Annotated in this window: 20 protein-coding genes; 15 read left to right on the top strand and 5 right to left on the bottom strand. The window is 40.2% G+C overall.

What is annotated here, in order from left to right; all coding sequences use genetic code 11:
• Nucleotides 1-22: 22 nt before the first annotated feature.
• The 5 genes from C2869_RS11540 (at nt 23) to C2869_RS11520 (ending at nt 4,935) form a co-directional block, all read left to right on the top strand.
• Complete coding sequence (locus tag C2869_RS11540; protein WP_108605038.1) at nt 23-328, top strand: STAS domain-containing protein; 306 nt, start codon at nt 23-25, stop codon at nt 326-328.
• A 40-nt stretch (nt 329-368) separates the two neighbouring features.
• On the top strand, nt 369-2,054 hold the full coding sequence (locus tag C2869_RS11535; protein ID WP_108603081.1) for an ATP-binding SpoIIE family protein phosphatase: 1,686 nt from the start codon (nt 369-371) through the stop codon (nt 2,052-2,054).
• A 291-nt stretch (nt 2,055-2,345) separates the two neighbouring features.
• A complete protein-coding gene (locus C2869_RS11530; protein WP_108603080.1) occupies nt 2,346-3,047 on the top strand; it encodes a response regulator transcription factor in 702 nt (233 codons plus the stop codon).
• The gene (locus C2869_RS11525) at nt 3,035-4,318 is read left to right on the top strand and encodes a sensor histidine kinase (RefSeq protein ID WP_108603079.1); all 1,284 of its coding nucleotides are present in this window, start codon (nt 3,035-3,037) and stop codon (nt 4,316-4,318) included. The genes C2869_RS11530 and C2869_RS11525 overlap by 13 nt, the downstream gene beginning before the upstream one ends.
• A 143-nt stretch (nt 4,319-4,461) precedes the next feature.
• Entirely contained in the window at nt 4,462-4,935 is a 474-nt protein-coding gene (locus tag C2869_RS11520; protein ID WP_108603078.1) for a DUF4124 domain-containing protein, read from the top strand.
• 1 nt (nt 4,936) lies between these two features.
• Here the strand turns inward: C2869_RS11520 and C2869_RS11515 are convergent, their stop codons facing one another.
• Complete coding sequence (locus C2869_RS11515; protein WP_108603077.1) at nt 4,937-5,485, bottom strand: hypothetical protein; 549 nt, start codon at nt 5,483-5,485, stop codon at nt 4,937-4,939.
• Between the two features lie 153 nt (nt 5,486-5,638).
• Here C2869_RS11515 and dgt point away from each other — a divergent pair, with 153 nt between their 5' ends.
• Genes dgt through C2869_RS11495 form a run of 4 tightly spaced genes read left to right on the top strand, consistent with a single transcriptional unit; the run spans nt 5,639 to nt 8,830 of the window.
• Nucleotides 5,639-7,087 carry a dGTP triphosphohydrolase gene (gene dgt, locus C2869_RS11510; RefSeq protein WP_228710656.1) on the top strand — a complete coding sequence of 483 codons (1,449 nt, stop codon included), beginning with the start codon at nt 5,639-5,641 and terminating at the stop codon, nt 7,085-7,087.
• Nucleotides 7,080-7,865 carry a hypothetical protein gene (locus tag C2869_RS11505; protein ID WP_108603075.1) on the top strand — a complete coding sequence of 262 codons (786 nt, stop codon included), beginning with the start codon at nt 7,080-7,082 and terminating at the stop codon, nt 7,863-7,865. Before dgt ends, C2869_RS11505 begins: the two co-directional genes overlap by 8 nt.
• 1 nt (nt 7,866) lies before the next feature.
• Nucleotides 7,867-8,307 (top strand): hypothetical protein, encoded by a 441-nt coding sequence (locus C2869_RS11500; RefSeq protein ID WP_108603074.1) that lies wholly within the window; start codon nt 7,867-7,869, stop codon nt 8,305-8,307.
• Nucleotide 8,308: 1 nt separating this feature from the next.
• Nucleotides 8,309-8,830 (top strand): TlpA family protein disulfide reductase, encoded by a 522-nt coding sequence (locus C2869_RS11495; protein ID WP_108603073.1) that lies wholly within the window; start codon nt 8,309-8,311, stop codon nt 8,828-8,830.
• A 77-nt stretch (nt 8,831-8,907) separates the two neighbouring features.
• Here C2869_RS11495 and C2869_RS11490 read toward each other — a convergent pair whose 3' ends face one another.
• Nucleotides 8,908-9,897, bottom strand: coding sequence for a Gfo/Idh/MocA family protein (locus tag C2869_RS11490; protein WP_108603072.1), 990 nt, complete (start codon nt 9,895-9,897; stop codon nt 8,908-8,910).
• Between the two features lie 480 nt (nt 9,898-10,377).
• Here C2869_RS11490 and C2869_RS11485 point away from each other — a divergent pair, with 480 nt between their 5' ends.
• The 5 genes from C2869_RS11485 to C2869_RS11465 all read left to right on the top strand — a co-directional run bounded on the left by C2869_RS11485 (nt 10,378) and on the right by C2869_RS11465 (nt 15,996).
• Nucleotides 10,378-11,472: a hypothetical protein gene (locus C2869_RS11485; protein WP_108603071.1), complete on the top strand. Its 1,095-nt coding sequence runs from the start codon at nt 10,378-10,380 to the stop codon at nt 11,470-11,472.
• Nucleotides 11,466-12,011 (top strand): polysaccharide biosynthesis/export family protein, encoded by a 546-nt coding sequence (locus C2869_RS11480; RefSeq protein ID WP_108603070.1) that lies wholly within the window; start codon nt 11,466-11,468, stop codon nt 12,009-12,011. Before C2869_RS11485 ends, C2869_RS11480 begins: the two co-directional genes overlap by 7 nt.
• A 2-nt stretch (nt 12,012-12,013) precedes the next feature.
• Nucleotides 12,014-14,095 (top strand): GumC family protein, encoded by a 2,082-nt coding sequence (locus C2869_RS11475; protein ID WP_108603069.1) that lies wholly within the window; start codon nt 12,014-12,016, stop codon nt 14,093-14,095.
• A gap of 95 nt (nt 14,096-14,190) precedes the next feature.
• Entirely contained in the window at nt 14,191-15,024 is an 834-nt protein-coding gene (locus C2869_RS11470) for a DUF2797 domain-containing protein (protein ID WP_108603068.1), read from the top strand.
• Nucleotides 15,025-15,096: 72 nt separating this feature from the next.
• The gene (locus tag C2869_RS11465) at nt 15,097-15,996 is read left to right on the top strand and encodes an MOSC domain-containing protein (protein WP_108603067.1); all 900 of its coding nucleotides are present in this window, start codon (nt 15,097-15,099) and stop codon (nt 15,994-15,996) included.
• A gap of 86 nt (nt 15,997-16,082) precedes the next feature.
• On the opposite strand, the gene C2869_RS11460 is transcribed toward C2869_RS11465, so the two are convergent.
• Together C2869_RS11460 and C2869_RS11455 are read right to left on the bottom strand one after the other, a co-directional pair.
• Nucleotides 16,083-19,274, bottom strand: coding sequence for an efflux RND transporter permease subunit (locus C2869_RS11460; RefSeq protein ID WP_108603066.1), 3,192 nt, complete (start codon nt 19,272-19,274; stop codon nt 16,083-16,085).
• A gap of 2 nt (nt 19,275-19,276) precedes the next feature.
• Nucleotides 19,277-20,380: an efflux RND transporter periplasmic adaptor subunit gene (locus C2869_RS11455; RefSeq protein WP_108603065.1), complete on the bottom strand. Its 1,104-nt coding sequence runs from the start codon at nt 20,378-20,380 to the stop codon at nt 19,277-19,279.
• 900 nt (nt 20,381-21,280) lie between these two features.
• Between C2869_RS11455 and ltrA the strand changes: the two genes are divergently transcribed.
• On the top strand, nt 21,281-22,285 hold the full coding sequence (ltrA, locus tag C2869_RS11450; protein ID WP_108603064.1) for a group II intron reverse transcriptase/maturase: 1,005 nt from the start codon (nt 21,281-21,283) through the stop codon (nt 22,283-22,285).
• Nucleotides 22,286-22,292: 7 nt separating this feature from the next.
• Here ltrA and tnpC read toward each other — a convergent pair whose 3' ends face one another.
• Nucleotides 22,293-23,840: an IS66 family transposase gene (tnpC, locus tag C2869_RS11445; protein ID WP_108602335.1), complete on the bottom strand. Its 1,548-nt coding sequence runs from the start codon at nt 23,838-23,840 to the stop codon at nt 22,293-22,295.
• Nucleotides 23,841-23,860: the final 20 nt, after the last annotated feature.

The following is a 23,860-nucleotide window of genomic DNA, read 5'->3' as shown; positions in this document are numbered from 1 at the left end:
CTATGTCTACGAGGAAAAAAAAATGAGTTTGACCAAAAGCTTAGCTGCAGACGGCTCTACTTTTACTATTCAAATTAAAGGTAAGTTTGACTTCAACTTAGTTCAAGATTTTCGCGCTGCTTATGCCGATATAGGGGATAGTTCGCCAAAAGTCATTATTGATTTACGCGAAACTGAATATATGGATTCTTCCGCTTTAGGGATGTTACTCAACATGCAAAAGAATCTAGGTAGTAAAGTATCGGGTATTCGAATTGCCAATTGCCGGCCACAAATCAAGAAAATTCTACAGATTTCTCGCTTCGACAAAAAATTTGAGATTGATTAATTCAACTAATCATTTGTATGGCTGAAAGGAAAAATTAAGTATGCGTATTTTGGTTGTCGATGACCAAGATCTAAACCGCACCATGTTGCAGTTTATGTTGGAATCGGAAGGATATGAGGTAATACTTGCCGAACATGGTAAAGTAGCCATTGATATTTTTGATGATGTTCAACCTGATATCGTATTACTTGATGTTGTCATGCCTGTAATGGACGGTTATGAAACAGCGCCGTTATTAAAGCAAAAAGCGGGTGACATACATTTACCGATTATTTTTATCACGGCATTAGATGATCAAAAATCCATGCTTAAGTGTTTAGAAGTCGGTGGAGATGACTTTTTAGCTAAACCATTCGATAAGGTCATTCTAACCGCTAAAATCCGCGCTCATCAACGTAACCGCGAACTATCTCAAAGCGTTACTGAACAAAATAAAACACTTCTTTACCATCAAAACCAAACCGAACGCGAACACCTTATAGTTGAGCATATATTTTCAAATGCACTAAACAACAATAATTTTGTTGAAAATATAGTCGACTATCACCTTTCTCCTGCGTCCATGTTTAACGGTGACCTTTTCTTAGCCAATCGTTCACCTATGGGTGGTTCTTATATTTTACTCGGCGACTTTACGGGGCATGGTTTAGCCGCTGCAGTTGGAGCGTTACCAACTGCGCAAACATTTTTTGCAATGACAGCGAAAGGGTTAGCGGTTGGAGATATAGCCAAAGAAATTAACTCGCAATTGCTTCGCTTATTGCCAGACGATATGTTTTGCGCGGCTTGCATCATTGAACTTTCAAGTCACGGCAAAGCATTATCCGTTTGGAGCGGAGGCATGCCTGATGTACTGCTAATCAACAAAGAAAGTGGCATCAAGCAACGCATTCCCTCTCAACACATGGCATTAGGGATTTTAGAGGATGATGAGTTTGATATTGATTCATACAATTTTGAAGTTCACCCACTAGATAAATTAATCGCCTTTACTGATGGTGTTATCGAAGCGCATAACGCGCGTGATGTTATGTTTGGTCAGGAGCGCTTAGAGTCACTATACCAAAGCAATCCTGAGGCTAATATAAGTGATGTAATAGAAACCTTAAGAGCGTTTTGCGGAGATATTGAACAGCAAGACGATGTATCAATGTGTCAAGTAAACTGCTTGCCAATTGAAGATGAATATCGCGATCCAGAAGAAAAGCTCGCGCCATTGCCTTGGCAGTTTACATTAAACGTTTGCCCTGATCATATAAGAGAAACCGATCCAGTCTCTCATATCCTTGATATGATCTCTGGTATTAAAGGTATGACGAAGCATAGATCAACATTATTTTTGGTCTTAGCTGAATTATACAATAATGCCGTTGACCACGGTTTACTTAACCTTGACTCTAAGCTAAAAGACGGTGAAGACGGATTTTTTAACTATTACATGCAACGTCAGGAAGCATTAGACAACCTTACCAGCGGGCAAGTCACCTTAACCGCGTCATACGACCCTGATGAGCACTTAGTTTGCTTTATAGTAAAAGACACTGGCAAAGGTTTTAACTGTGGATCAGTAAATAAAGAAAACCACCTAGACAACCAGCATGGTCGAGGCATTAGCTTAATTGGTGAGCTCTGCCAAAGTATTGCATACTCTGATAACGGAACTAAAGTCGAAGTTAAATACTCCACCGATTCGACTTCAGCTGAAGATATGCATTATTCAATATAAATTTATGTATTTTTGATACTCAATTACTATAAAGCTGCATAAGCATTTACCTTACTTTACACTTTTCTAACAATTATTAGCGCGAGGCTATGCCACACTTACGGCAACTTAAGCCTTATTTGATCGCTTAAATTGCAGAATATCATTGTTTCAGTTTCGACAAATATAAGCTTAATTTCTGCATTTAGAGCTCATCTAATTTATTGGCGTAACCTTCAGCAAACGTTACACTTTATATGCAAACAAGTCAGCTTTGCATTTGCTGAAACCAGTAACAGGAAAATATTAATAATGACAACATCTACTATTAAAGTTTGGCTAATCGACGACGACGAAAGACTAACAGAATTACTAACTGAATATTTATCTGCGAATGACTATAACGTACAGTCTTTTAATAGCGGCCAACCTTTACTCAACGCACTAAGTTCTGGTCAACGCTCTGACATTATGGTGCTTGATATAATGATGCCGGGGTTAAGTGGCCTGCAACTGCTTCCTGCTATTCGTAGTCATACTGATACGCCAGTTATTATGCTGACTGGGCGAGGTGATGAAATAGACCGAATAATAGGTTTAGAAATGGGTGCGGATGATTATGTAGCTAAACCATGCAACCCACGTGAATTAATGGCTCGGATCCAAGCTGTTGTCCGTCGACATAAAGCAACACCCGAGCCAGCCGCAACTCATAACAAAATAGACTTGCACGGTATAAAATTAGATCTTGGCATGCTAACGTGTCATTTCCTAGACACCCCGATTGAATTTACCGGTATTGAGTTTTCTGTACTAGCCGAGTTAATGAAAAATGCCGGACAATTGTTGAGCAAAGAGATACTGACAGAAAAAATATTACACAGAAAATTAACGGCCTACGACAGAAGTATTGATGTACACGTCAGCCGAGTTAGGCAAAAATTAAAACAAGCTGGGTTTGATAAAGACATTATTAAAACTGTTCGTGGTCAAGGGTATCAATGCGTAACCTAATCGATAAGCCAAAACAAACCCTTTTTTGGAAAATATTTGCGCTAGTATGGTTAACAAACCTCGTTATTATTGGCGCAACTATGGTGGTGTTTGTACTCAGCTTAGAGAAAGAAAAACAACAAGCAAAATTTGAGCGCTACTTAGAGCGAAATATTTTGCCAATTGTCTTACGTTACGAAGACAACGGTCGCGTACCTAAAGCGAAGCAAAAGTTAACTCAGTTTCTCGATGTATATGAGGTAGCGAAAAGCAAAGTAGTGTATGGCCGTATTCCGCAAGCGCAAATGGCCAACATTGCCGAATATAAATTAGATACCGGTTCGGGAAGAGAGTTCTTAATCCGCTATGTACCAGTTCCACTCAATCGCGAAATTATTAAAACCTTATCTCGGCAATTCTCTAATGATAGATTAATAATCAGTTTAGTCGTCATTAGTTTATTCAGTTTTATTATTACAGGATTGGTCGCTCAACCCATCAAGCGTTTAAAAAAACATATATCACTATTAGCGGATGGTGATTTGGACGCCAGAGTATCGAGTACGCTAACCAAAAGAAAAGACGAGATTGGGCAGCTAGCCACTACGATTAATTTCATGTCAGATAAAATTGCCAATCTGATTAATGATAAACAACAATTACTGTATGACGTTAGCCATGAATTAAAAGCCCCATTAGCCCGCATGCAGGTAGCAAACGCAATTTCAGCTCAAATAGCTGAACAAGCTGGAATGAGCACAAAAAATCAAATTCGCATTGATAAAGATATTGTGCATCTAACCAATATGATTGACGAGTTGTTATCTTTAGCTCGTATGGAACACGGTGACGAAATTAAAAAGAAAGAAAAGCACGATTTAAAGCAACTAGCTGCCGAAGAAATCAATGCTTATCAATATACTTGGCCTCATCGCAACATAAAGCTGCTTGGTGATGAAGGCAGTACGCAAATAGACAAACAGCTGTTTATTATCACTCTGACAAATTTAATGAACAATGCACTTAAACATACGGAAAGTGATATAACCATTGAAATTAGAGAACAGGAAACTCAATGGCAATTAAAAGTAATGGATGAAGGTAGCGGTATCCCAGAAACGTTAATAAAAGATTTATTTAAGCCATTTAAACGTGGAGAAACAAATTCACAGGGCTTTGGGCTAGGTTTGGCTATAGTTCAAAAAGCCGTGGCTCGACTGGAAGGAGACGTGTTAGCTTACAATTTGCCCAGTAAAGGGTTATGTGTACAAGTTAACTTGCCTAAAGTATAAACCTAGCCGCTTTAATCTAGCACTGAGTTCCTGCTAAAATAAAATCATATTGTTCAATTTGTCTAAATAAGACCTAAAACCTGTAAAACACATTGCAAATAAGCCGTTTTTTTCACCACAAGTTCAAATTACTACTTATCTTAATGGCACTACTTGCAGGTCAAGTTGCGACTGCCAATGTGTATAAATGTCAAAATGGTAATCGAACAGAATATAGAGACACACCATGCCATTATCAAACACCATCAGCACATTCTAATACCGCCCAATTTAAGAACGATACCAAAAACAAGAACAATCGAGAGTATAAAATTGAAGGGCTTTGGTGCCAATATGCTACAGCTAAAGAAAAAATCGCACCACGTTCAGTAACCAGTCCTCGACAATGGCGATTTAAAAATCACAATCGCATTGAATTTTTTGTGCCAGGCCAAACGAAAAAACTTGTCGGTGAATATAAATTGATTGGCAATGAAATAAAAATAAGCAATTCCAGTTTAGGTCATTGGCTTATTAAAAACTACAAAGGGCAAACCATGACCTTAATGCAAAAAGAAAAAGCTAGCACTTACCGCTATCTAAAAAGAGGACAATGTATCACCAACCTTTATCGTTAAATCAAAAGAGTTCGATGTCATCATCCTCATTGGCTTTTGACTCTAATAAACTCTGGCGGTAAATTTCCATCGCTTCATGCGCGCTCGAACCTTTCATGATACTTTCAAACATTAAATGCTCTTCTTTCATCGTATAGTGTTGTTTAATTTTCTCACGAAGCGCTTGCCAACCCTGAGCATCAATAAACTTGCCGTCGTCAGTCAACAGTTCAGCTAGGTTTTCTAGACTAGAGGCGACATGCTCCATCCGCTGACATAAGCGGTCATAAAATTGGAATGCCACAATAGCACTATTAATTTGCCCTGACATATTTTCAACTTCACCTACAATAGAAGCCATAGATGTGCTTTCATCATTTTTAGCCAGTTTTTCTACATTCAAACAAATATTAGCTAATTCTTGAAACGAAGCTGACAGAGTATTAATAGAGTTATCCCCTTCAGTCAAACTCATATGAATTTGAGCAATTGATAGGGCAAGTAAAGTAGTCGTTTCAGAACGGAAGCACCATTCTGATTCAGAGCCAAGGCTCACTTTTTTATCTGTCATTTAACATTATTCCGTTCACGTTGATGTATTAAATATAAATGCATTCAAGCATTTAACAAGCAGCAAAGGGGATTTTAATAAAAAATATCATTCCTATTTATCTAATTGAACTATTTATCCATTCAAAGCGCTTGTAAAAACTAACGGAGGAACTTGCACTCAAGCAACGACAAAATTAACATGGCTCAAGACGGCATACACAGAGGGAAAATTATGTTGCAATGGCAAAACCTTTTGAACCCCAAAAGGCGTAAAGATAAGTTTGGCACAGCGAGTCAGGTTCACTCGGCCAATGGCAGAGTGGAGCTAGAGCGTGATTATGATCGCATATTATTTGCGACCCCAACACGTAGAATGGCTGATAAAACACAAGTATTCCCTCTGGAACGGAACGACAGTGTGCGTAACCGTTTAACTCATTCCCATGAAGTATCCAGCTTAGCACGTAGTATTGGCACGCGATTAGCCTTTGAACACGGAGAATCAATCTTCGACGGTTGTGACCAAATGATGATGATACGCTGCGTGCCTGCTCTTCTCTCTGCCATAGGTTTAGTTCATGACTTAGGTAACCCGCCATTCGGCCACCAAGGAGAAGCTGCTATACAGGCATGGTTTAGAAAAAACCAACAATCTATATTCGGTACTGAATCAAAATTAGCTCATGACTTTGTCAATTTTGATGGTAACGCGCAAACATTCAGGTTAGTCACAAAATTACAGGTGCTCAACGATAGTTTTGGTTTGAACTTAACTTATGCCACGTTAGCATCAATGATTAAATACCCCATCGACAGCCAACATTTAGCTGATACGGATTGGAAAAAACACGGCTACTTTGCATCAGAAACCGATATTATAAAAGATATCTGGCAAGAAACAGGGTTAAACCAAGATGTACGTCACCCATTCACATACCTTATGGAAGCCTGCGATGACATAGCCTACTCTGTACTCGATTCTGAAGATATCGTAAAAAAGGGCTTTGCCTCATTTTCAGATATCATTGATCATTTAGATTCACTCAGAGAAAAAGATCCTGTCACAAATTGGGTCACCAAGAACGCAAAAGTTAAAAATAGTGAATTTAAGGCTGAACGCTTGTCACCAAAAGAGCTTAATGATGTATCAATGCAAATGTTCCGCGTTTACGCCATAACCGCATTAGTCAACGCCACTATTAACCAGTTTATAGAAGACAAAGACTTTATATTATCAGGTGAAGCGCCGCCAAGTTACGACTTGATCAGCAGTTCACCAGCCCGAGATTTTTGTCGTTCAATGAAACAGTTTGATCGGGCTCACGGCTACAACCACAAAAGTGTCTTAGAATTAGAACTAAAAGGTAATAATTATATACACAACATTATGGACATGTTGTGGCACGGTATCGAAAATATGCACAATGGCCAACACCCCAGTTTATTTAGTAAATATGCTTATCAACGCATATCGGAAAACTATCGACGTGTATTTGAGCAAGGCGACACCCATATGCCAATTGCATACCGAAAAGCACAGTTATTAACCGATGCAATATCAGGTATGACGGATAACTATTTAATCCAAGTACATGACGAGTTAAAAGCACTCTATGGCTAAAACAGCAGTTAACCGTACGGCACTAACCCAACGCCTACGGCGCTTTTTTTATTCGCACAATACAGGACGCCGCCAAGTTAGCGAAATAACCAACCAATTGCTCGACATTGGCAAGGTTTATTTATTTGGTGGGGCAATTAGAGATATTGCATTAGAAGGCGTCCGAAATTTTTACTCTGATTTGGATTTCGTCGTAGATTGTGTACCTAGTGATCTCGACACGCTGATGCAGCATTTAAGCAAAACTTACCCAGTGACCAAAAATAAATTCGGAGGTTATCGTTTACTATGTAGTAAATGGTGGTTGGATATTTGGGCTTTATCTAATACTTGGGCTTTTAAGCAAGGAGTTGTTAAACTGGAATCTCCACAAAGCTTACTCAATACAACCATACTTAACTGGGATGCCATTATTTTCGATATGCAAACCGAACAGCTCGGTTATAAAAATGGCTATTTTCAACAACTTCAGCAAGGTTTGTTAGATATTAACCTAGTCTCCAATCCAAACCCGATAGGAGCATATGTTAGAGTATTACGATGCCTAGCCAATAAAAAAGTAGATTCACTCAGTTTAAGTTTACGACACTATTTAAATGCCAATAATTATCTCACTCATGATGAACTGATAAAGTACGAAATACAGCACTTTTCCAGTTGTTACCTACAAGAGTTCAATTGGCAAGCGTTAGAGCAAACTCAAAAAAACAACCAATCAACACCGGTTAAATGGCTTGGCTCTGAAAAAAATTTACCTCTTTTGATCGACGACCAATAACATGCCCAATATCAAACCTTTATATTTAATTTGCGCTGCCGGTATCCTATTTTTTGTTTTGACTGTCTTGTCATTTCAAATTTGGTTTTCTGAAAACCAAGAAAATATTAGCCAAGCGGTTGAACAAGGAAAACAACAAGCATTAATATTTGCCAAAGGCAAAAATCAAAACGACTGCTTAGAACAAGCGATCAAAAAAATAAGTGAATGCCGAGATGCTACTTGCAGCGCTGAACACGACCAGTTTCTCACTCAATGCTTTATTAACAGCCAGTATTCACAAGACCTTTGTCAACAAGCGCCAATGGCTGAAGACTACTTTGGTACGGTCAGCTGGTCTGTTTCACAATGTCGAAAGCGCAAAGTTAAAAATGGCAACTGCCCTAACTTATTAAATAAAGTCCCCAAGCTTTGCCAACTCACTCACCCGAAAACAGTTTAGTATGAATAAAAAGAAAATAACCCTGTATTACGTCATCGCGCTAGCACTTGCATTTATAGGTGGTATTTATTTGGCCAACCTTTTAATAGCAAATAAACATAATAACAGTTCACTTTGGCATCTCACCTACGACACGAATATTGTAGAGACTCAACTGGGGCAAATTAATAGCGACTACCTTGTTCTCGATTTTTGGTCTAGTTGGTGTAAACCCTGTGCCAAATCATTGCCGTATTACCTATCACTATTTGATCAGTACCCAAAAGAAAAAATCCGTTTTATCACGATTAACCTAGATATCGATAACAGCCAAGCATTAAAGTTTTTAGACGATAATAACTTAAACGCATTGCCAATTTTCTTTGATCCCAATAATAAAACAAACCAATTTATCAATATATCAGGCTTACCTATGCTAATTATCTACGATCAAAATAGACAAGTGATACATCAAAAAATGGGATTTAAAGAAGCAAGCAAACATGAATTAAAGCAAAGATTAGATAAACTCTTAAAAAGTTAACAAGCAGAAAAAAGATAAATAGATCAGCGCTGTAAAATCATTCACTTTATTCAAAGACACTGATCAGCAGATAACATTCAATCCAACTCAGCGGGGTAAACAACACCTAATTGTTGCCTTACAGCATCCATTATCTGCATAGTTTGCAGTGTGCGCTGATGATCCATAATAGAGCTTTGTAATTGCCCTGCTCTAACACAAGCTTCTACTTCAGCAATCTGATACTCAAAACCGTTTACAGCAAAAGGAGTATGTATTTTGAGTTCGCTATTATCAACTAGTAAAGTAACGGTTTCAGCTTCCCAAAATAACGGTCCGATATGAATTTTCCCTTTTTCGCCGTGGATCACTAAATCATTTTGTAAGTCAGCTAAAAAGCTACAAGACAACTGACTATAACTCATATTGCTGTGCTTAAAATTCATCAAGCACAACTCATCAACTCCTGTGCTACCAACAATGCCGCTCGCCTGCATTGTTTCAACAGATTGCTTATGAAACCACAAACTAGTAGCAACATTGTAAACGCCCATATCCAGTAAAACACCGCCGGCCAATGCTGGATTCAACCACCTATCGTTTTCATCTCTGTCAATCTTACAACCAAAGCTTGATGTGATAAATTTAATACGACCTATTTTGTCAGCACTCAGCCAATCGTCTACTTGCCTGTAACTAGGCAAAAACAAACTCCACATTCCCTCCATCAAAAAGACTTGATGCTTTTTGGCAAGATCCATTAGGGTTATCGATTGCTTTGCGTTGACGGTAAGAGGTTTTTCTACCAGCACCGATTTTCCAGCCAAAATACACGCTTTTGCTTGTTCAAAATGAAATTGATGCGGCGTAGCTATATAAACAGCATCAACATTAGGATCAGCTAACAGTTGCTGATAATTGTCATAACAAACTTTGCCGTTGTGCTTTTGCAAAAACAGTTGAGCCTTAACCAAATCCCGACTCGCCACTGCATACAACTCACCAACAAAGTTAGCCGTTAATGCCGAAGCAAAACGATTAGCGATACGACCAGGCCCAATAACACCCCAACGAAAAGAAGCACTCATATTAACGATATTCCGCTTATTCAAATCTCAACAGCATAACTAACAATGTATATTTTTTTAAACAGCAATCTCAACAAACCATTAAAAACGCCATATTCATTGGCAAACTATGTCCATATAGCTAAAAATTAACAATTACTCAAAAAACATCAAAAGTGATAAAACTAAATCTATAGCATTTTATATCATCCACGCATTTATAAAGTTTAATCTTCAACTACCTTTTTTAATCATTTACCTAACTTTTCTTATGTGTATCGGTCATTTATAACTTTGACCTACATTGTTATATAACTATTAGAAACATTTTGTTCTAAATTTATCGCATTACATTATACCAAAAAAGGTCAAATTCTATTTTTTTTGGTGACTTACCCTCAGTTTTTCCTTAAAATCCCTTGTTCAATATTTAAGCCAAAATAAAAAATAGAAAATACCAAACATATGTCGATAATCAGAGTATGTTGCGTATGGCTTCTAATGTTTAGTATCCCGGTTAGCGCTGACAACTGGAACAAGGAAAAAAATGAGCTTAACAGCTCATTAACATTCGAGCACAATAGCAATTTATTCAACAGCCAAGTTAAAACTGCAGATTCAAGTCTGAGGCTAGCGGCTGACTACAATTTGGTAAAACTTTTTGAAGGCTATGGTATTCAACTACCAGTCAATATTAACCGTGTAACTTATCAAGATAACAAACAATTAAATAATACAGCTTACTCAGTATCCCCCGCAGCCCGTTTGTTTCTTAGCGAATCATCTAATTTAGAATTTAACGTTTATAAAGCTGAAACTTACTCATTACCAGGGCAACAAGCTAACGAATTCAACCAAAATGCGGCAATCTATAAAACAGATAACCAAAGCGCATCTGTCGGCTTAAAATTAGGTAAAGCACCGCAACAAGCATTTTTAAATAGTCAATTAGCGTTAACAGAACGAAGCCGTGATTCTATCGAAAACAATCAAGCACAAAAAATACGCTCTGCAAAACTTGCACTGACCTATGGTTTTAAAATTTCTGAAGATACTTATTTTCTCAGTAATTTAGGTTTTGATGACGAAAGCCGCCAGCAACAAGATAGCCAACATGGTCAACTGGGCTTAGGTTTTTACACCAAAGCGGGCGGCTCTCATAACTTGAGTTTTATCATTGGTAAATACCAGCGTGAACAAGATAACCGTCAAGATGGTATTTATTGGCAATTACAAGATAATTGGCAAATCGCTGAAAACATAGGTTTAACTTTATCGAGTTATCAATTGTCTGAGGTCTCTTACGAAACCAATTCGTTAAGCCAATTACGTATTCAAAATTCAGCGGGGCTAACTTACATCGCTTCAAACGAGCATCAATTAAATATTGGTTTAAGTCATAATAAAGTTGAGCTAGAAAACGACAGCCAAACTAGCAGTCAAATCAATTTATCACTGGGGTGGCATTGGCAATTATTGGACTATTTCAGTGTTAGTTCATCTATCAAGACTAATCAATCTAAATACGATTTTGCCAACATAGACGCAAAAATAGATCAAACCTTAGCTAGCATTAGAGGACACTTCTCATGGTGATAACTCGTACGCTTAGCTTGCTTTGCCTCATCCTCAGTTTATTGAGTTTCTCTACTCAAGCTTTAGTCACCGCGGAAGAAATAAAACAAGGCTATAAATTTGGCCCAGGTGATAATATAAAAGTGTCGGTATACTTAGAGCCTGACTTAGCTTACGATGGTCAAATAAGCCAAGAAGGTAAAATTGACTTTCCTCTATTAGGCAGTGTCGATTTTACTGGCTTGACTCAAACCGAAGCTAAGCAAAAGTTAGAGTTAATGCTCCGTGATGGCTATTTAGTGAACCCTATTGTTGCCATACAAGTTAAAAAATATCGCCCATTCTTTATTTATGGGGAAGTACGTAACCCTGGCAGCTATGACTATCAACCCGATATCACCCTTGAACAAGTTCTTGCCTTGTCAGGCGGGCTAAAAGATCGTGCATCGCGTGAGCAATGGACCATTCAACGTGGCTCACGGAAGTTAACATTTAAAGCACAACCCCACACGGTTATATTACCTGGCGATATCATTAAAATAGATAAAAGCTTCTTCTAATAATGTCGTTAAATGCGCAGCCCACGACTCAGGCAGAAGACGAGATAGACCTAGGCGAACTTCTCGCTTTTCTATGGTCTAAAAAGTGGTTTATCCTTATCATAACCAGTATTGCAGTGGTCGCGGCACTACTGGTTGTTAAACGCTTACCAAATATTTATCAAGCTAAAGCTTCGGTAATGGTTCAAGGCCAAAAAAGCCAAAACCCACTAGCGGGTATGATCCCTGAGCTAACAGGTGGTTCAAATGACCAAATGGACACCATCATTAAAGTCATTAAGTCACAACAATTTGCTAACGAACTTTTTTACCTAATTGACGTAACGCAGTTTAATTTAACCGACCCCAATTGGACACCCACTGCATTACAAAATGGTATATCGGTCAACACCACGAAAAAAAGTAATATTCTTGAAGTAAAATTTGAACATGCCTCCCCTGCCTTAACTAAAAAAGTGGTCGATTTAGTTGTCGATAACTTAACCGGCTTTCAACAGCGCATGCTCAAACCAACAAGCCAAGAAAATAGCGCATGGCTTAACAAAAAGATTGATGAAATTACTCGTGAAATTGAAACTTATGAAAATCAAATGGCCGAAATGCGCGAGCAACATGGCATTATCGATTTAGCAGGCTATGCAAAACAATTAAAAACTGAACTAGAACAATTGATTGGTGAAGACAGAAAACTCACCAAAGAAAAAACTAAACTCAACTCGCTACTAGAACAAATTGAACTGGCTAAACAAACGCCTTCGTTAATCAGCGGTAATCACAATTTAGCCGCCTCAGCTGTATTAAAAAAACTGGTAGATACATTAGCCATCCAAAAAGCTGAACTTGCACAGATCCAACTAAGATACTTGCACAAACACCCCAAGCATCAATCAATCATTAAGCGCATTCAAGAGACCGAAAGCCAACTAAAAGTGGCAGTTAAAAATCTTGAAATGCGTTACATTAGTCGCTTAGAAGAAATTCAAGATCTCATTTTAGAGAACAGCGCAAGCCAACGGAAAGTCAATCGAGAATTAGAAGAAACCATTTACCTTGGTGCAGAGCAAACGAAATTACAAAAGCTAATCGAAAAAGACATGCAGTTACTTGAATCGATAGCGAAAAAGAAAACTGAAATGGAACTGATCCAAGATATGGATCACACCAAAAGCATTATCATCATTGACCCTGCGTCGTTACCTGAGCATCCGATAAAACCGAAAAAGAAGTTAATCATTGTTATGGCGGGTATGCTAGGCATGATCATTGCCATCGCTATCTCTTTAGTATTACGCATTTTCACCGACAGTCATGTCAGACATCGTCAAACCATCATCAGCAATGGTTACAAAGTATTAGGTGAGTTACCCAAATTACGCATTAGTCGCAAGAAAAAACACTTACCCATTTTAACCGGCGCAGGGAATCAATTTGAAATATATAAAGAGTCTATCCATGCCATTCGTACGCGTTTTTCCTTGTTCCCCGAACTCAGTCATACCAAAATATTAGCAATAAGTTCATTAATGCCTAATGAAGGTAAATCCACTACCTGTCTTCACTTAGCAAAATCGTTTGGTGAACTAGAGCGCGTGGTTATTATTGATGCCGATTTACGTGCGCCTTCAATTGCCGAAACTTTACAGCAACCACTCGGGCGACCAGGGTTAACCAATTTACTCGCACAAACTCATAGTTTCAAAGAATGTAAGTTTTATGACGAACGCTTAGGTGCCGACGTCATTACCTGTGGCCGTAAGCCACGTAACCCTTTGCTATTTTTCTCGCACAAACGCTTTGCGAAGTTACTCGAAGTATTACAGACTAAATATGATAGGATTATTCTTGAATGTCCGCCGATATTGTCTGTTAGTGATGCTTTGCTCATTAGCAAATATGTTGATGGCATTAACTTAGTTACCGATGTCACGCAAAATACACCCGCCAAACTTAACCATGACTTGCAATTACTCAAGCATTCCGGCACTAAAGTCAATGGTGTGATCCTTAATCGCATTAAAAGTGAATCAAGTAAACGTTACTATGGTGTACCTTCGGTGCCGCAAGGTAACCTTAAGCGCGCTTAATTTTAGAACGCGTTAATCTTATTGTGCTTTTTATTTGTGTCTAGTACAGCTAAGCGCTTAAAATAGACGGTTATTCTTCTCAATAATCATTGACTATGCTCGGCACCATAAAAAAACTTACCGCCCAACTGGACTGCAACACTCATAAAATCACTTATCAATTACCTTTGAGCGACGATGCTATCGAGCTTAACCCATTAATTGGCCAACCAATAAAAATGCGTTACACAGGTGAAATTTTTTGTTGTCATTGTGGCCGAAAAACCAAAAAAAGCTTCTCGCAAGGTCATTGTTACCCGTGTATGCAAAAATTAGCGTCATGTGATATGTGCATTATGAAGCCCGAAACTTGTCATTATGAGCAAGGCACATGTCGTGAACCCGAATGGGGCCAAGCCAATTGCATGATCCCGCACTATGTTTACCTTTCAAATACCTCAGGTTTAAAAGTCGGGATAACACGCCATACGCAAATTCCAACACGTTGGATTGACCAAGGTGCCACGCAAGCGTTACCTATATTCCAAGTAAAAACCCGCCAGCTTTCAGGCTTAGTTGAAGTTGAACTCGCTAAATTTATCGCTGATAAAACTAACTGGCGCGCTATGTTAAAAGGCCTAAATCCGCAAATAGACCTAAAACAAGCGGCAACTGAGCTAAAACCCCAGATTCAGCAAAAATTAACAGAACTGCTAAGTGTGTATGGCAGTGATGCCATAGAAGAGTTAAATGCTGACGTTGTCGATTTAGATTTTCCGGTTGAACAATATCCAAGCAAAGTCACCTCTTTTAACTTTGATAAAAACCCAGAGGTTTCAGGTATTTTACAAGGGATAAAAGGCCAGTATTTAATATTGGACACAGGCGTAATTAATATGCGCAAATTTACCTCTTATCAAATAGAGTTCAGTTGCGAGGCTGATAACTGATTACCAACTCCAATTTTTCTAGTGAATGCCTTTACACGAGCAAAACAACATAAACATAAGGGATTAATCAAAATGCCAGAAATTAGCGCAATCTATATTTACCCAGTCAAATCTCTTGGGGGAATCAAACTCAAGTCAGCCAAACTAGGTGTTCGAGGTCTTGCCTATGATCGACACTGGATGATCACTGACGAAAATTATGAATTTGTTACCCAGCGTTCACTGGCTGAAATGGCATTAATTGAAGTATGGTTAAACGACAGCCACTTAACGCTAAGTAAAGTCGGTTTAGAAGATTTAATCATTCCATTGGATAAAACGTTTTCCAGCTCAGACAAAGTCTTAACCAAGGTATGGCGCGACAAGGTACAAGGCTTAAACGAAGGATTGGAAGCATCAGAATGGTTAACTAGAGCATTAGGCCTCTATCGTGGTCAACCATTACAACTTGTGCGCATGCCGGATGGTGAACACCGCCAAGTCGACAGCAATTACCTTCCCAAACAATCTGACTACAATGCCAGCCTAGATACAGAAAGTACCCAAACCGCATACTCTGATGGTTTTCCATTTTTAATAGCCAGTGAAGATTCGTTGCTTGATCTAAACACGCAGTTGTTAAAAAACGGTTCACAAGGTGTAGCCATAACCCGTTTTCGTGCCAATATTGTCGTAAAAGGTTTAACGGCTTGGCAAGAAAACCATATCGACACCATTGCCGTTAAAGGTAAACAGGCAATACGTTTTGCTCTATGTAAGCCTTGCGAGCGCTGCCCAATAACCAAAATTGACCCATTAACCGCTCAAGTTCCAGATAAGCAAGAACCGTTACAAACCTTATCAACGATGGACACTCAAGTGAATTTTAAAGGCGCTTACTTTGGCCAAAATGCGATATTACTAGACGGTGATAAGTTGGAAATTGACGTTGGATCAGCTTTTGAATTTACAAATAAATCCACTACGAGCTAAAGCGCTTTCAATTGGTATTGGATTATTTTATTAGTAAATTAGGCTGGGCAACACCAGCCTAATTTAGGGTCTATTATTTCTGACTATTAAGCCACTGTTTTTAGTTTCTCTTGAGTATCTGTAACGCCTTCATTTGCATCTAATGCGTTACGCTGCCTACTCTCAGCACGACGCTGTCGCCAACCTGTAAACTTAATATGGACATTATGCCCTAGCGCCAATAAACACGGAGTAAGTACTAACGTCAACAAAGTAGCAAACGCTAATCCGCCAGCCACCGCCGTCGCTAACTGCGACCACCACTGGGTGGAAGGAGCACCAAATTCAGTCGTACGGTTGACCAAATCGATATTCATTTCCAGTACCATAGGCATCAAACCAAGTATGGTAGTGACTGTAGTCATCAGTACCGGACGTAAGCGCTGCGCTCCGGTTCTAACTATTGCTTCCATGGCGGCAACACCTTGGCGGCGTAATACATTGTATGTATCAATGAGAACAATGTTGTTATTCACGACAATACCTGCCAGTGCAATGACGCCAATTCCTGACATAACAATACCAAAAGGCTTTTGTGCGATGAGCAAGCCCAAGAATACACCGACAGTAGAGAATAACACCGCGCTAAGAATTAAAAACGCTTGATAAAAGCTATTAAACTGAGTCACCAAAATAATCGCCATAATAAACAAGGCAACCAAAAAGGCTTTTTTTAAGAACTCCAATGATTCCGCTTCTTCTTCGTTTTGTCCTTTGACCCGCACTTCCACAGTAGGATCAATACCCAATTCTGCAAAAGCTGCTTGCATGCGTGGTAGTTCTTGATTGAGTAAATAACCCGGCGCCATGTCCGCCGTTACAGATATGACTTGGCGGCTATCTACTTTTTTAATACTATCCACTTTTTGCGCAGCGACTCGCTCAACAAAATACTCGATTGGCACTAAGCCATAAGGTGTTTGTACATTAAGCTCGTCAATTTTGCCTAAATGCCGATTTTCAACCGGAAAACGCACACGAATATCCACTTCTTTATCGACATCATTAGGCCGAAATTCTCCAACCCGCAAACCGTTAGTGACCATTGCCACTGTATTACCCACTAACAAAGCATCTGCGGCAAAACGAGCGGCATTTTCTCTGTCTACTTTCAGTTGCCATTCGATACCTGGTTTACTAGCATCATCTTGCACATTAACGAATGCATCGTCAGCCATTAACGCGGCTTTCATTTTTCTAACTGAATCGGCAACACGTTCAGGGTAACGAGAGCTAAGCTCTATATTAACGTCTTTAGCCGCACCGCCAGGACTGTTTTCATCACGGCGAATTTCTAATTCGACGCCATATAAATCTTCGGTTCGTTGATAGACTTCTTCAACAATCGCATCCAACTTACGACGATATTGCCAATCAACTGGATTGAGACGAATATAACCAACATTGCCGTATTGTCCGCTTAGTGCATAGCGTGTTTCCACTTCTTGCATCGAATCTATACGCGCTTCCACTTGCTTTAAAATTTTATCTTTTTCGTAAATGGATAAATCACCTTCTGAGCGTACGTATATATTCACGCCACCAGCGTCTACATCAGGAAAAAACTCAGCGCCTAGCTTGGAAGCACCATAAGCCATAAAAACCAATACAGCGATAACAATACTAGCCAATAATATTTTAATTGGGTGACGAATGGCTGTGTGTAACATTCGTACATATTTACCCGTAAAGCCTGTTAGTGTTGTTAATTCTCCCTGCTCAGCTTGGATCATTTGCTTGCGAGTTTGGGCACTAACCGGCCGAGCTTTACCAAATAAAGAACCTAACGTCGGGACAAATACTAAAGCCATAGCCAAAGATGCGGCCAAAGTAGCAATTAGGGTGATTGGCAAGTATTTCATAAACTCCCCCATAATCCCCGGCCAGAAAATCAATGGCGCAAAAGCAGCGAGTGTCGTGGCTGTTGATGCAGTAATAGGCCAAGCCATACGACGTGAAGCTTCAATATAAGCTTTGCGTTTATCCATGCCTTCGCTCATACAGCGATCGGCATACTCAGTGACCACTATGGCGCCATCAACTAACATTCCCACCGCCATAATTAAGGCAAAAAGCACAACAATGTTAATAGTTAAACCAAAAATAGATAACACTAAAATACCGGTTAGAAATGAACCTGGAATTGAAATGCCAACCAAGGCAGCCGTACGCGCGCCAAGAATTGAAACAACCACAATCACAACCAACAGCACAGCAGATAACACGTTATTTTGCAGATCGGTCAACATCATTTTCACGTCTTTTGATTGATCACCTGTGTAAGTGACAATTAACGCATTGGGCCAAATCGGTAACTGCTTGGCGGTCTCGACGAGTTGCTTAATTTTCTCGACTGTTTGAATGATATTTTCGCCTGGTCGTTTTTTAACTTCTAACGACACCGATGGCTCGCCATTGAGTCGCGCAAAAGTAGTTGGGTCCATATAAGAGCGGCGCACTTCTGCGACGTCTTTAAAGGTAACCACCCGATCGCCATTGATTTTGACCGGTAATTGCCAAATATCTTGCAAGCTTTCAAAAACAGAGGGGACTTTAATAGCAAACCGACCTTGACCCGCATCTAACGTACCAGCGGCCACTAAACGATTGTTTTTGCTGATTAAATCAAAAATATCCGCTTGTTCAAGGCCATAACTTTCCAACTTAAGCGGATCGACTATCACTTCGAGAATATCTTGGCGATCACCACCTATGGATACTTCTAGTACCTCATTCATTCCTTCAAGCTTATTTTTAAGCTCGCGCGCAACCGTTAGCAAGCCTCGTTCACTTATCGGTCCTGATAGCATCACGGTCAACACTGGTTGCATACTAGCCATAGTCACTTGATGCACAGTTGGCTCTTCTGTGTCTTGCGGTAAATAACCTTTAGCAACCGCTACCTTGTCACGCACATCTGCTAACGCGACATTGACATCATAACCGGCGACAAACTCTAGGTTAATAGAGGCATGTCCTTCACTCGCCGTGGCCTTCATCTCCTTTAAGCCTTCAATCGAGCGCAATTCCTTCTCCATTGGACGCACTAGCATACGCTCACCATCTTCTGGTGAAATACCATCATGGGTGATCGAAACATAAACAACAGGGATTGTGATATCTGGATTCGATTCTTTCGGAATATTACTATAGGTCACACTGCCTGTTATCAATAGCAGAATAAAAACCATCAATACCGTTCGGGAACGTGATAATGCTGTATCTATCATGCTCAGCATAATTATTGTTCCTCAGTTAGGTATTTAACATCCACTTGGTCACCATGGCGTACAAAACCTTGCCCGCGTACAACAATATTGGCACTCTGCCCTAGTCCGGCCAACCACATGCCGTTTTCATTGGTTTTAACAATGTCAATAGGATGAAAAATAACGGTACTATCCAACACGGTTTTAACCCCCACCGATCCATTTTCATCTAATGCCAATACCGCAGGAGAAACATGAATGGCTGATTGCTGCTTGAATGGGATTTCTAACTCAGCACTGGTGCCTGCGCGCCAAGTTCCTTGATGATTAGGTAAGGCAATTTCGATTTCATAAGTATTAGTTTGTGAGTCTGCGACCGAGGCAATATAACGAATATTACCTTGTGAGTTCTGGCCATTTACAAAAGCGATAGTCGCAACTTGCTCTATTTGTAATTCATTAACGTCAAACTCACTAACATTAGCGCGGATAATTAACGGATCTAAATCAACAAACTGCGCGATTGGGTCACCAACTTGTAGATAATCACCCTGCTCAACAAACCTTTCGTTTAACACACCATCAAATGGCGCGACAACTTGAGTTTTATCCAACATTAATTGTAATCTCGCGACTTCGGCTTTCGCTTGCGCCAAATTGGCTAAGCTTAGTGCTAAACGAGATTCGTCTTGCAAGCCTTTATCGGTTAATGATTTACTGCCTTTGTATTCGACTTGCCGTTGTTTAACTAACGCCTCCGCACTTTCTAAACGAATGGGTAGATCATTCTCGGCAATCTTAATCAACAACTGCCCTTTGGCTACCTTGCTACCACGCTCTGCAAAAACCTGTTCTACTTGGCCACTCACTTCTGCTTTGATTTGTGCTTGCCTGTCAGGTTCTGCTCGTCCATACAAAGTTAATGTTTTAGCGACTTGCTCAGCGTGAAACGTTCGCGCCGCGACGGTTTGCACAGTCGCTTGTTTCTTAGTTTCTGCGCCAACTTCAGGTCCTTTGTCAGTTGATTCTGCTGAGGCAGAATTAGCCCCAGAACTCATCCATACAACAAAGGCTATGCTAATGATTAATGCCAAAATCCAAGGTTTATTGGCAAGTGTCGTGCGAAGCGAGGCCATTTTTCTTCCTTTACTTATAACTGATACAACAATGTATCAAAAAACGAAAAATAAAATTGTAAAACTCTGTAACGCTATACCTAATCAATGAGTTATAGGTCATTAAGGTATTTTTAACGCCGCAAAGCGGCTACCTAATTTCACCAGTATGGCACACGTAAAATTTCATAACCTGACTGGCATTGCTGAATTTGTTGTTATTGATTGCGCCGAACTATTGCACCAATTAGGTCTAATAATTATTGAGCTGTATATCAGCAAATTATTTGGGGAGATAAAAGCTTTCTTCGCTAAAATAAGAAAGATTTGAGTTGAATGGTGAGTTGAATAGTTTGCAGGCTTCGCAAGCATAAATGCTCACCCAGTGTGTTACGAGTTACCAACAGTACAAGGAAGGCTGGAAGGTAACGCAACTATATAAAACATGATGGTTTGGCCCATCCCATCGGCATTCAGGTGCAGGTGGAAACCACCTTATGCGGCATTGGTTAAGAGTCACTGTCGTGAGCGATAAGGGAAAGGCAAACACAATGATTTGTCAGGTGTGAGTTAAAGAGACGAACAGCGTAGGTGTCGAAATATTTAACCGTTGCATCCCGAAACCAAGCTACTGGGTGGAGTTTGGGAAGAGCTTAGAGGCAACCTGATTACCAACTAAGCGGGAGCCGGCAAAGAGCTGACGTGAATTTAACTCGGGGTTTTATATGGAACGTAAGAACCAGTCGTTTTGATGTTAACAGATATCCTCGAATGGAAACCCCATGAGAGCCAAGTCTGAATGCAAAGCACTGGGGCGGAGCAATTCGTAGTAGTGATGATGATAGCTGTAATGGTTATCTAGCGAAGGGATTGCCTCGTTTTAAATGAAACTTTCATCAACTGCTGCAGCAGGAGGAATGATTGAATTCAGCAAAACCATTTAGTATTTCGAAATGGACAGTTTATGAAGCCTGGTTACGTGTAAGAGCCAACGGTGGAGCGGCAGGAATTGATGAGCAATCGATGAGTGATTTTGAACAGGACTTGAAGAAGAACCTGTACAAGATATGGAATCGAATGTCATCGGGCAGCTATTTTCCACCGACGGTGAAGCGTGTCGAAATCCCTAAGGATAAGGGCGTTCGAGTACTAGGCATACCCACGGTATCAGACCGAGTTGCACAGATGGTCGTCAAGATGGAGTTGGAGCCTGAATTAGAATCGGTATTCGATAATGATTCTTATGGTTACAGACCTAATCGCAGTGCACATGATGCATTAGCGATAACGCGCCAGCGGTGTTGGCGATACGACTGGGTGATTGATTTAGATATCAAAGGCTTCTTTGATAACTTGGACTGGGTGTTATTGGGCAAAGCGTTACGCAAACATACCAATAACCCATGGGTATTACTCTATATCGAACGTTGGCTTAAAGCGCCAATGGAAACCTCGGATGGTCAGATAATAGAGCGAACGAAAGGAACACCACAAGGAGGCGTGATAAGCCCATTGCTAGCCAATTTGTTTTTACACTACGCATTCGACAAATGGTTGCGAAGAGAACATCCACATGTTCAATTTGCACGCTATGCGGATGATGCAGTGGTTCACTGTCGTAGTGAGCAAGAAGCAAAGGCGTTAAAGCAAGCTATTGAGCAACGCATGTTAGATTGTTGTCTAGAATGTCATCCAGAGAAAACTAAACTGGTTTACTGCTTTGATGAAGGTAGACAAGAAGCACATGAAGTCATTAGCTTTGATTTTCTTAGTTACTGTTTCAGGCCAAGGTTAGTAAGGAATCGGTGGGGTCGCATGTTTGTTGGCTTTACACCTGCTATTAGCCCTAAAGCGAAACAGAAAATTAGAGAGAAAGTTAAAGCGCTCAAGCTACATAAGCAAAGTAACCGATCAATCAGCAGTTAGATCTTCCCTATTCAGCTAGATCTGACGTTATAAAATGATCTTTGAATTTCTCTTTCCACACACGAGGGGTTAGATCGATAACATCTTTGGCAGGGTGCAAGCTGACGCGTTGTAATACATCAACTAAGTAATGGTAAGGGTTAACGCCTTGTAAGCGACAAGTCACCATCAAGCTTTGTAAGTAACCTAATTGCTTGGCACCGATTTCACTCCAACAGAATAGATAATTTTTCCGCCCCATTGGAATAACACGCAATGCACGTTCAAGATGATTGGTATCCAAAGGAACATTGGGGTTCGCCAGAAATACCTTCAGCTCTGTTTCACGTTCAGCCGCATAATTGAGAGCTTTACTTAATGGATTGCTAGGCAGTAATTCTGGCCGTTGGCGTTGTTGGTAAACCCAGTTAAAGAAGGCGCTAACAACGGGTTCACTATCTTTAGTGCGTGTTTCTTGTATTTGCTCAGCACAAGCTTGTTTTTGGCGTAAGCCTTCTTCAATTTTATACAGTGCGCCAATATAGGCTAACGCTTGTTGTACCTCATCAGGCTCTGTTTTCAATGCTTTATCAAAGGCTCGCCGAGTATGCGCCCAACAGGCGGCATGCATAACAGTTTGGTCTTGTTCATTTAACTGAAGTACGGTTTTAGTGTAAGCCTGATAGCCATCTGTCAGCAAGGTGCCATTAAAGCCATCAAGCTGTTCAATCGCATGCTGTTTTCCTCGACTTATCGACCAAGTAAACGCCACCTCATCTTGTTCACCATAAATGGGCCAGAAGTAGGTTTGTTTCATTTTGCCTTTGCTTTTTCGTCCCGCTTTTATCGGCACTTCATCCATCGCCAATACATTGCTTTGCAGAATGTGTTGCTTCATGGCTTGGGCAATAGGTGTGAGTAAGTCGATGGCTTTTTGTACCCAGTTAATCAAACTGGCTCGACTCACTTGTACTCCCGCATCTAGCATACGTTGATGTTGGCGATACAGGGGTAAATGGTAAACCGCTTTATCAACCAGTAAACCAGCTAGCAAGGAAACATCAGCATAACAGCCGTCTAAGACATTAGTCGGCGCTGCTGGTGTATTCACGGTTTGATTGGCTTTATGGCGAACAACAGGGCGACGGTAAATGAGTACCGTATAACTACCAGGCTGTTGCGCTAAACGCGTGGTGTCCTTAAAGCCTATAATTTCATACTGTTCTGCATCGTCACCTTGTAACTCTGGTGCCGATAGCTCAATCACTTTTTGAGGGACAGTGTCATCGAAGCGTAACCCAGAGTCATTGACTTCATCACCGGTACGCTGGGTATGAGACTTGCGCTTATGCGCTTTAACGTCAGTGGCCTCGGGTTTCAGGCCTTCTGGTGCATCTCCCACAAATAAGGTGGATTGATGTGGGTTGTCGACTAATTGCTTTTCAGACTTTTGACCAAACAGCTGACGTTTAAACCAGTCGAGTTGTTGCTGAAGGTGGGCGTTATGCTCAACTAATTGAGTAATAACCTCATCTTTTTCAACAGTGTTTAAGTGACTGATTTGACTTGTTTTCATGGGGCGTAATTATACTAAAA

Origin of the sequence: Saccharobesus litoralis, assembly GCF_003063625.1 — a bacterium.
Classification (GTDB): domain Bacteria; phylum Pseudomonadota; class Gammaproteobacteria; order Enterobacterales; family Alteromonadaceae; genus Saccharobesus; species Saccharobesus litoralis.
This window is presented reverse-complemented; position numbering and strand designations above follow the sequence as displayed.

What these genes read in the sequence shown, in the direction of transcription:
- C2869_RS11485 (WP_108603071.1), top strand. Translation starts at nt 10,378, where the DNA reads ATGTTTAGTATCCCGGTTAGCGCTGACAACTGGAACAAGGAAAAAAAT.
- C2869_RS11470 (WP_108603068.1), top strand. Translation starts at nt 14,191, where the DNA reads ATGCTCGGCACCATAAAAAAACTTACCGCCCAACTGGACTGCAACACT.
- C2869_RS11495 (WP_108603073.1), top strand. Translation starts at nt 8,309, where the DNA reads ATGAATAAAAAGAAAATAACCCTGTATTACGTCATCGCGCTAGCACTT.
- C2869_RS11525 (WP_108603079.1), top strand. Translation starts at nt 3,035, where the DNA reads ATGCGTAACCTAATCGATAAGCCAAAACAAACCCTTTTTTGGAAAATA.
- tnpC (WP_108602335.1), bottom strand. Translation starts at nt 23,840, where the DNA reads ATGAAAACAAGTCAAATCAGTCACTTAAACACTGTTGAAAAAGATGAG.
- C2869_RS11500 (WP_108603074.1), top strand. Translation starts at nt 7,867, where the DNA reads ATGCCCAATATCAAACCTTTATATTTAATTTGCGCTGCCGGTATCCTA.
- C2869_RS11505 (WP_108603075.1), top strand. Translation starts at nt 7,080, where the DNA reads ATGGCTAAAACAGCAGTTAACCGTACGGCACTAACCCAACGCCTACGG.
- C2869_RS11455 (WP_108603065.1), bottom strand. Translation starts at nt 20,380, where the DNA reads ATGGCCTCGCTTCGCACGACACTTGCCAATAAACCTTGGATTTTGGCA.
- C2869_RS11480 (WP_108603070.1), top strand. Translation starts at nt 11,466, where the DNA reads ATGGTGATAACTCGTACGCTTAGCTTGCTTTGCCTCATCCTCAGTTTA.
- C2869_RS11540 (WP_108605038.1), top strand. Translation starts at nt 23, where the DNA reads ATGAGTTTGACCAAAAGCTTAGCTGCAGACGGCTCTACTTTTACTATT.
- C2869_RS11490 (WP_108603072.1), bottom strand. Translation starts at nt 9,897, where the DNA reads ATGAGTGCTTCTTTTCGTTGGGGTGTTATTGGGCCTGGTCGTATCGCT.
- C2869_RS11475 (WP_108603069.1), top strand. Translation starts at nt 12,014, where the DNA reads ATGTCGTTAAATGCGCAGCCCACGACTCAGGCAGAAGACGAGATAGAC.
- C2869_RS11465 (WP_108603067.1), top strand. Translation starts at nt 15,097, where the DNA reads ATGCCAGAAATTAGCGCAATCTATATTTACCCAGTCAAATCTCTTGGG.
- C2869_RS11520 (WP_108603078.1), top strand. Translation starts at nt 4,462, where the DNA reads ATGGCACTACTTGCAGGTCAAGTTGCGACTGCCAATGTGTATAAATGT.
- C2869_RS11460 (WP_108603066.1), bottom strand. Translation starts at nt 19,274, where the DNA reads ATGCTGAGCATGATAGATACAGCATTATCACGTTCCCGAACGGTATTG.
- C2869_RS11515 (WP_108603077.1), bottom strand. Translation starts at nt 5,485, where the DNA reads ATGACAGATAAAAAAGTGAGCCTTGGCTCTGAATCAGAATGGTGCTTC.
- C2869_RS11535 (WP_108603081.1), top strand. Translation starts at nt 369, where the DNA reads ATGCGTATTTTGGTTGTCGATGACCAAGATCTAAACCGCACCATGTTG.
- C2869_RS11530 (WP_108603080.1), top strand. Translation starts at nt 2,346, where the DNA reads ATGACAACATCTACTATTAAAGTTTGGCTAATCGACGACGACGAAAGA.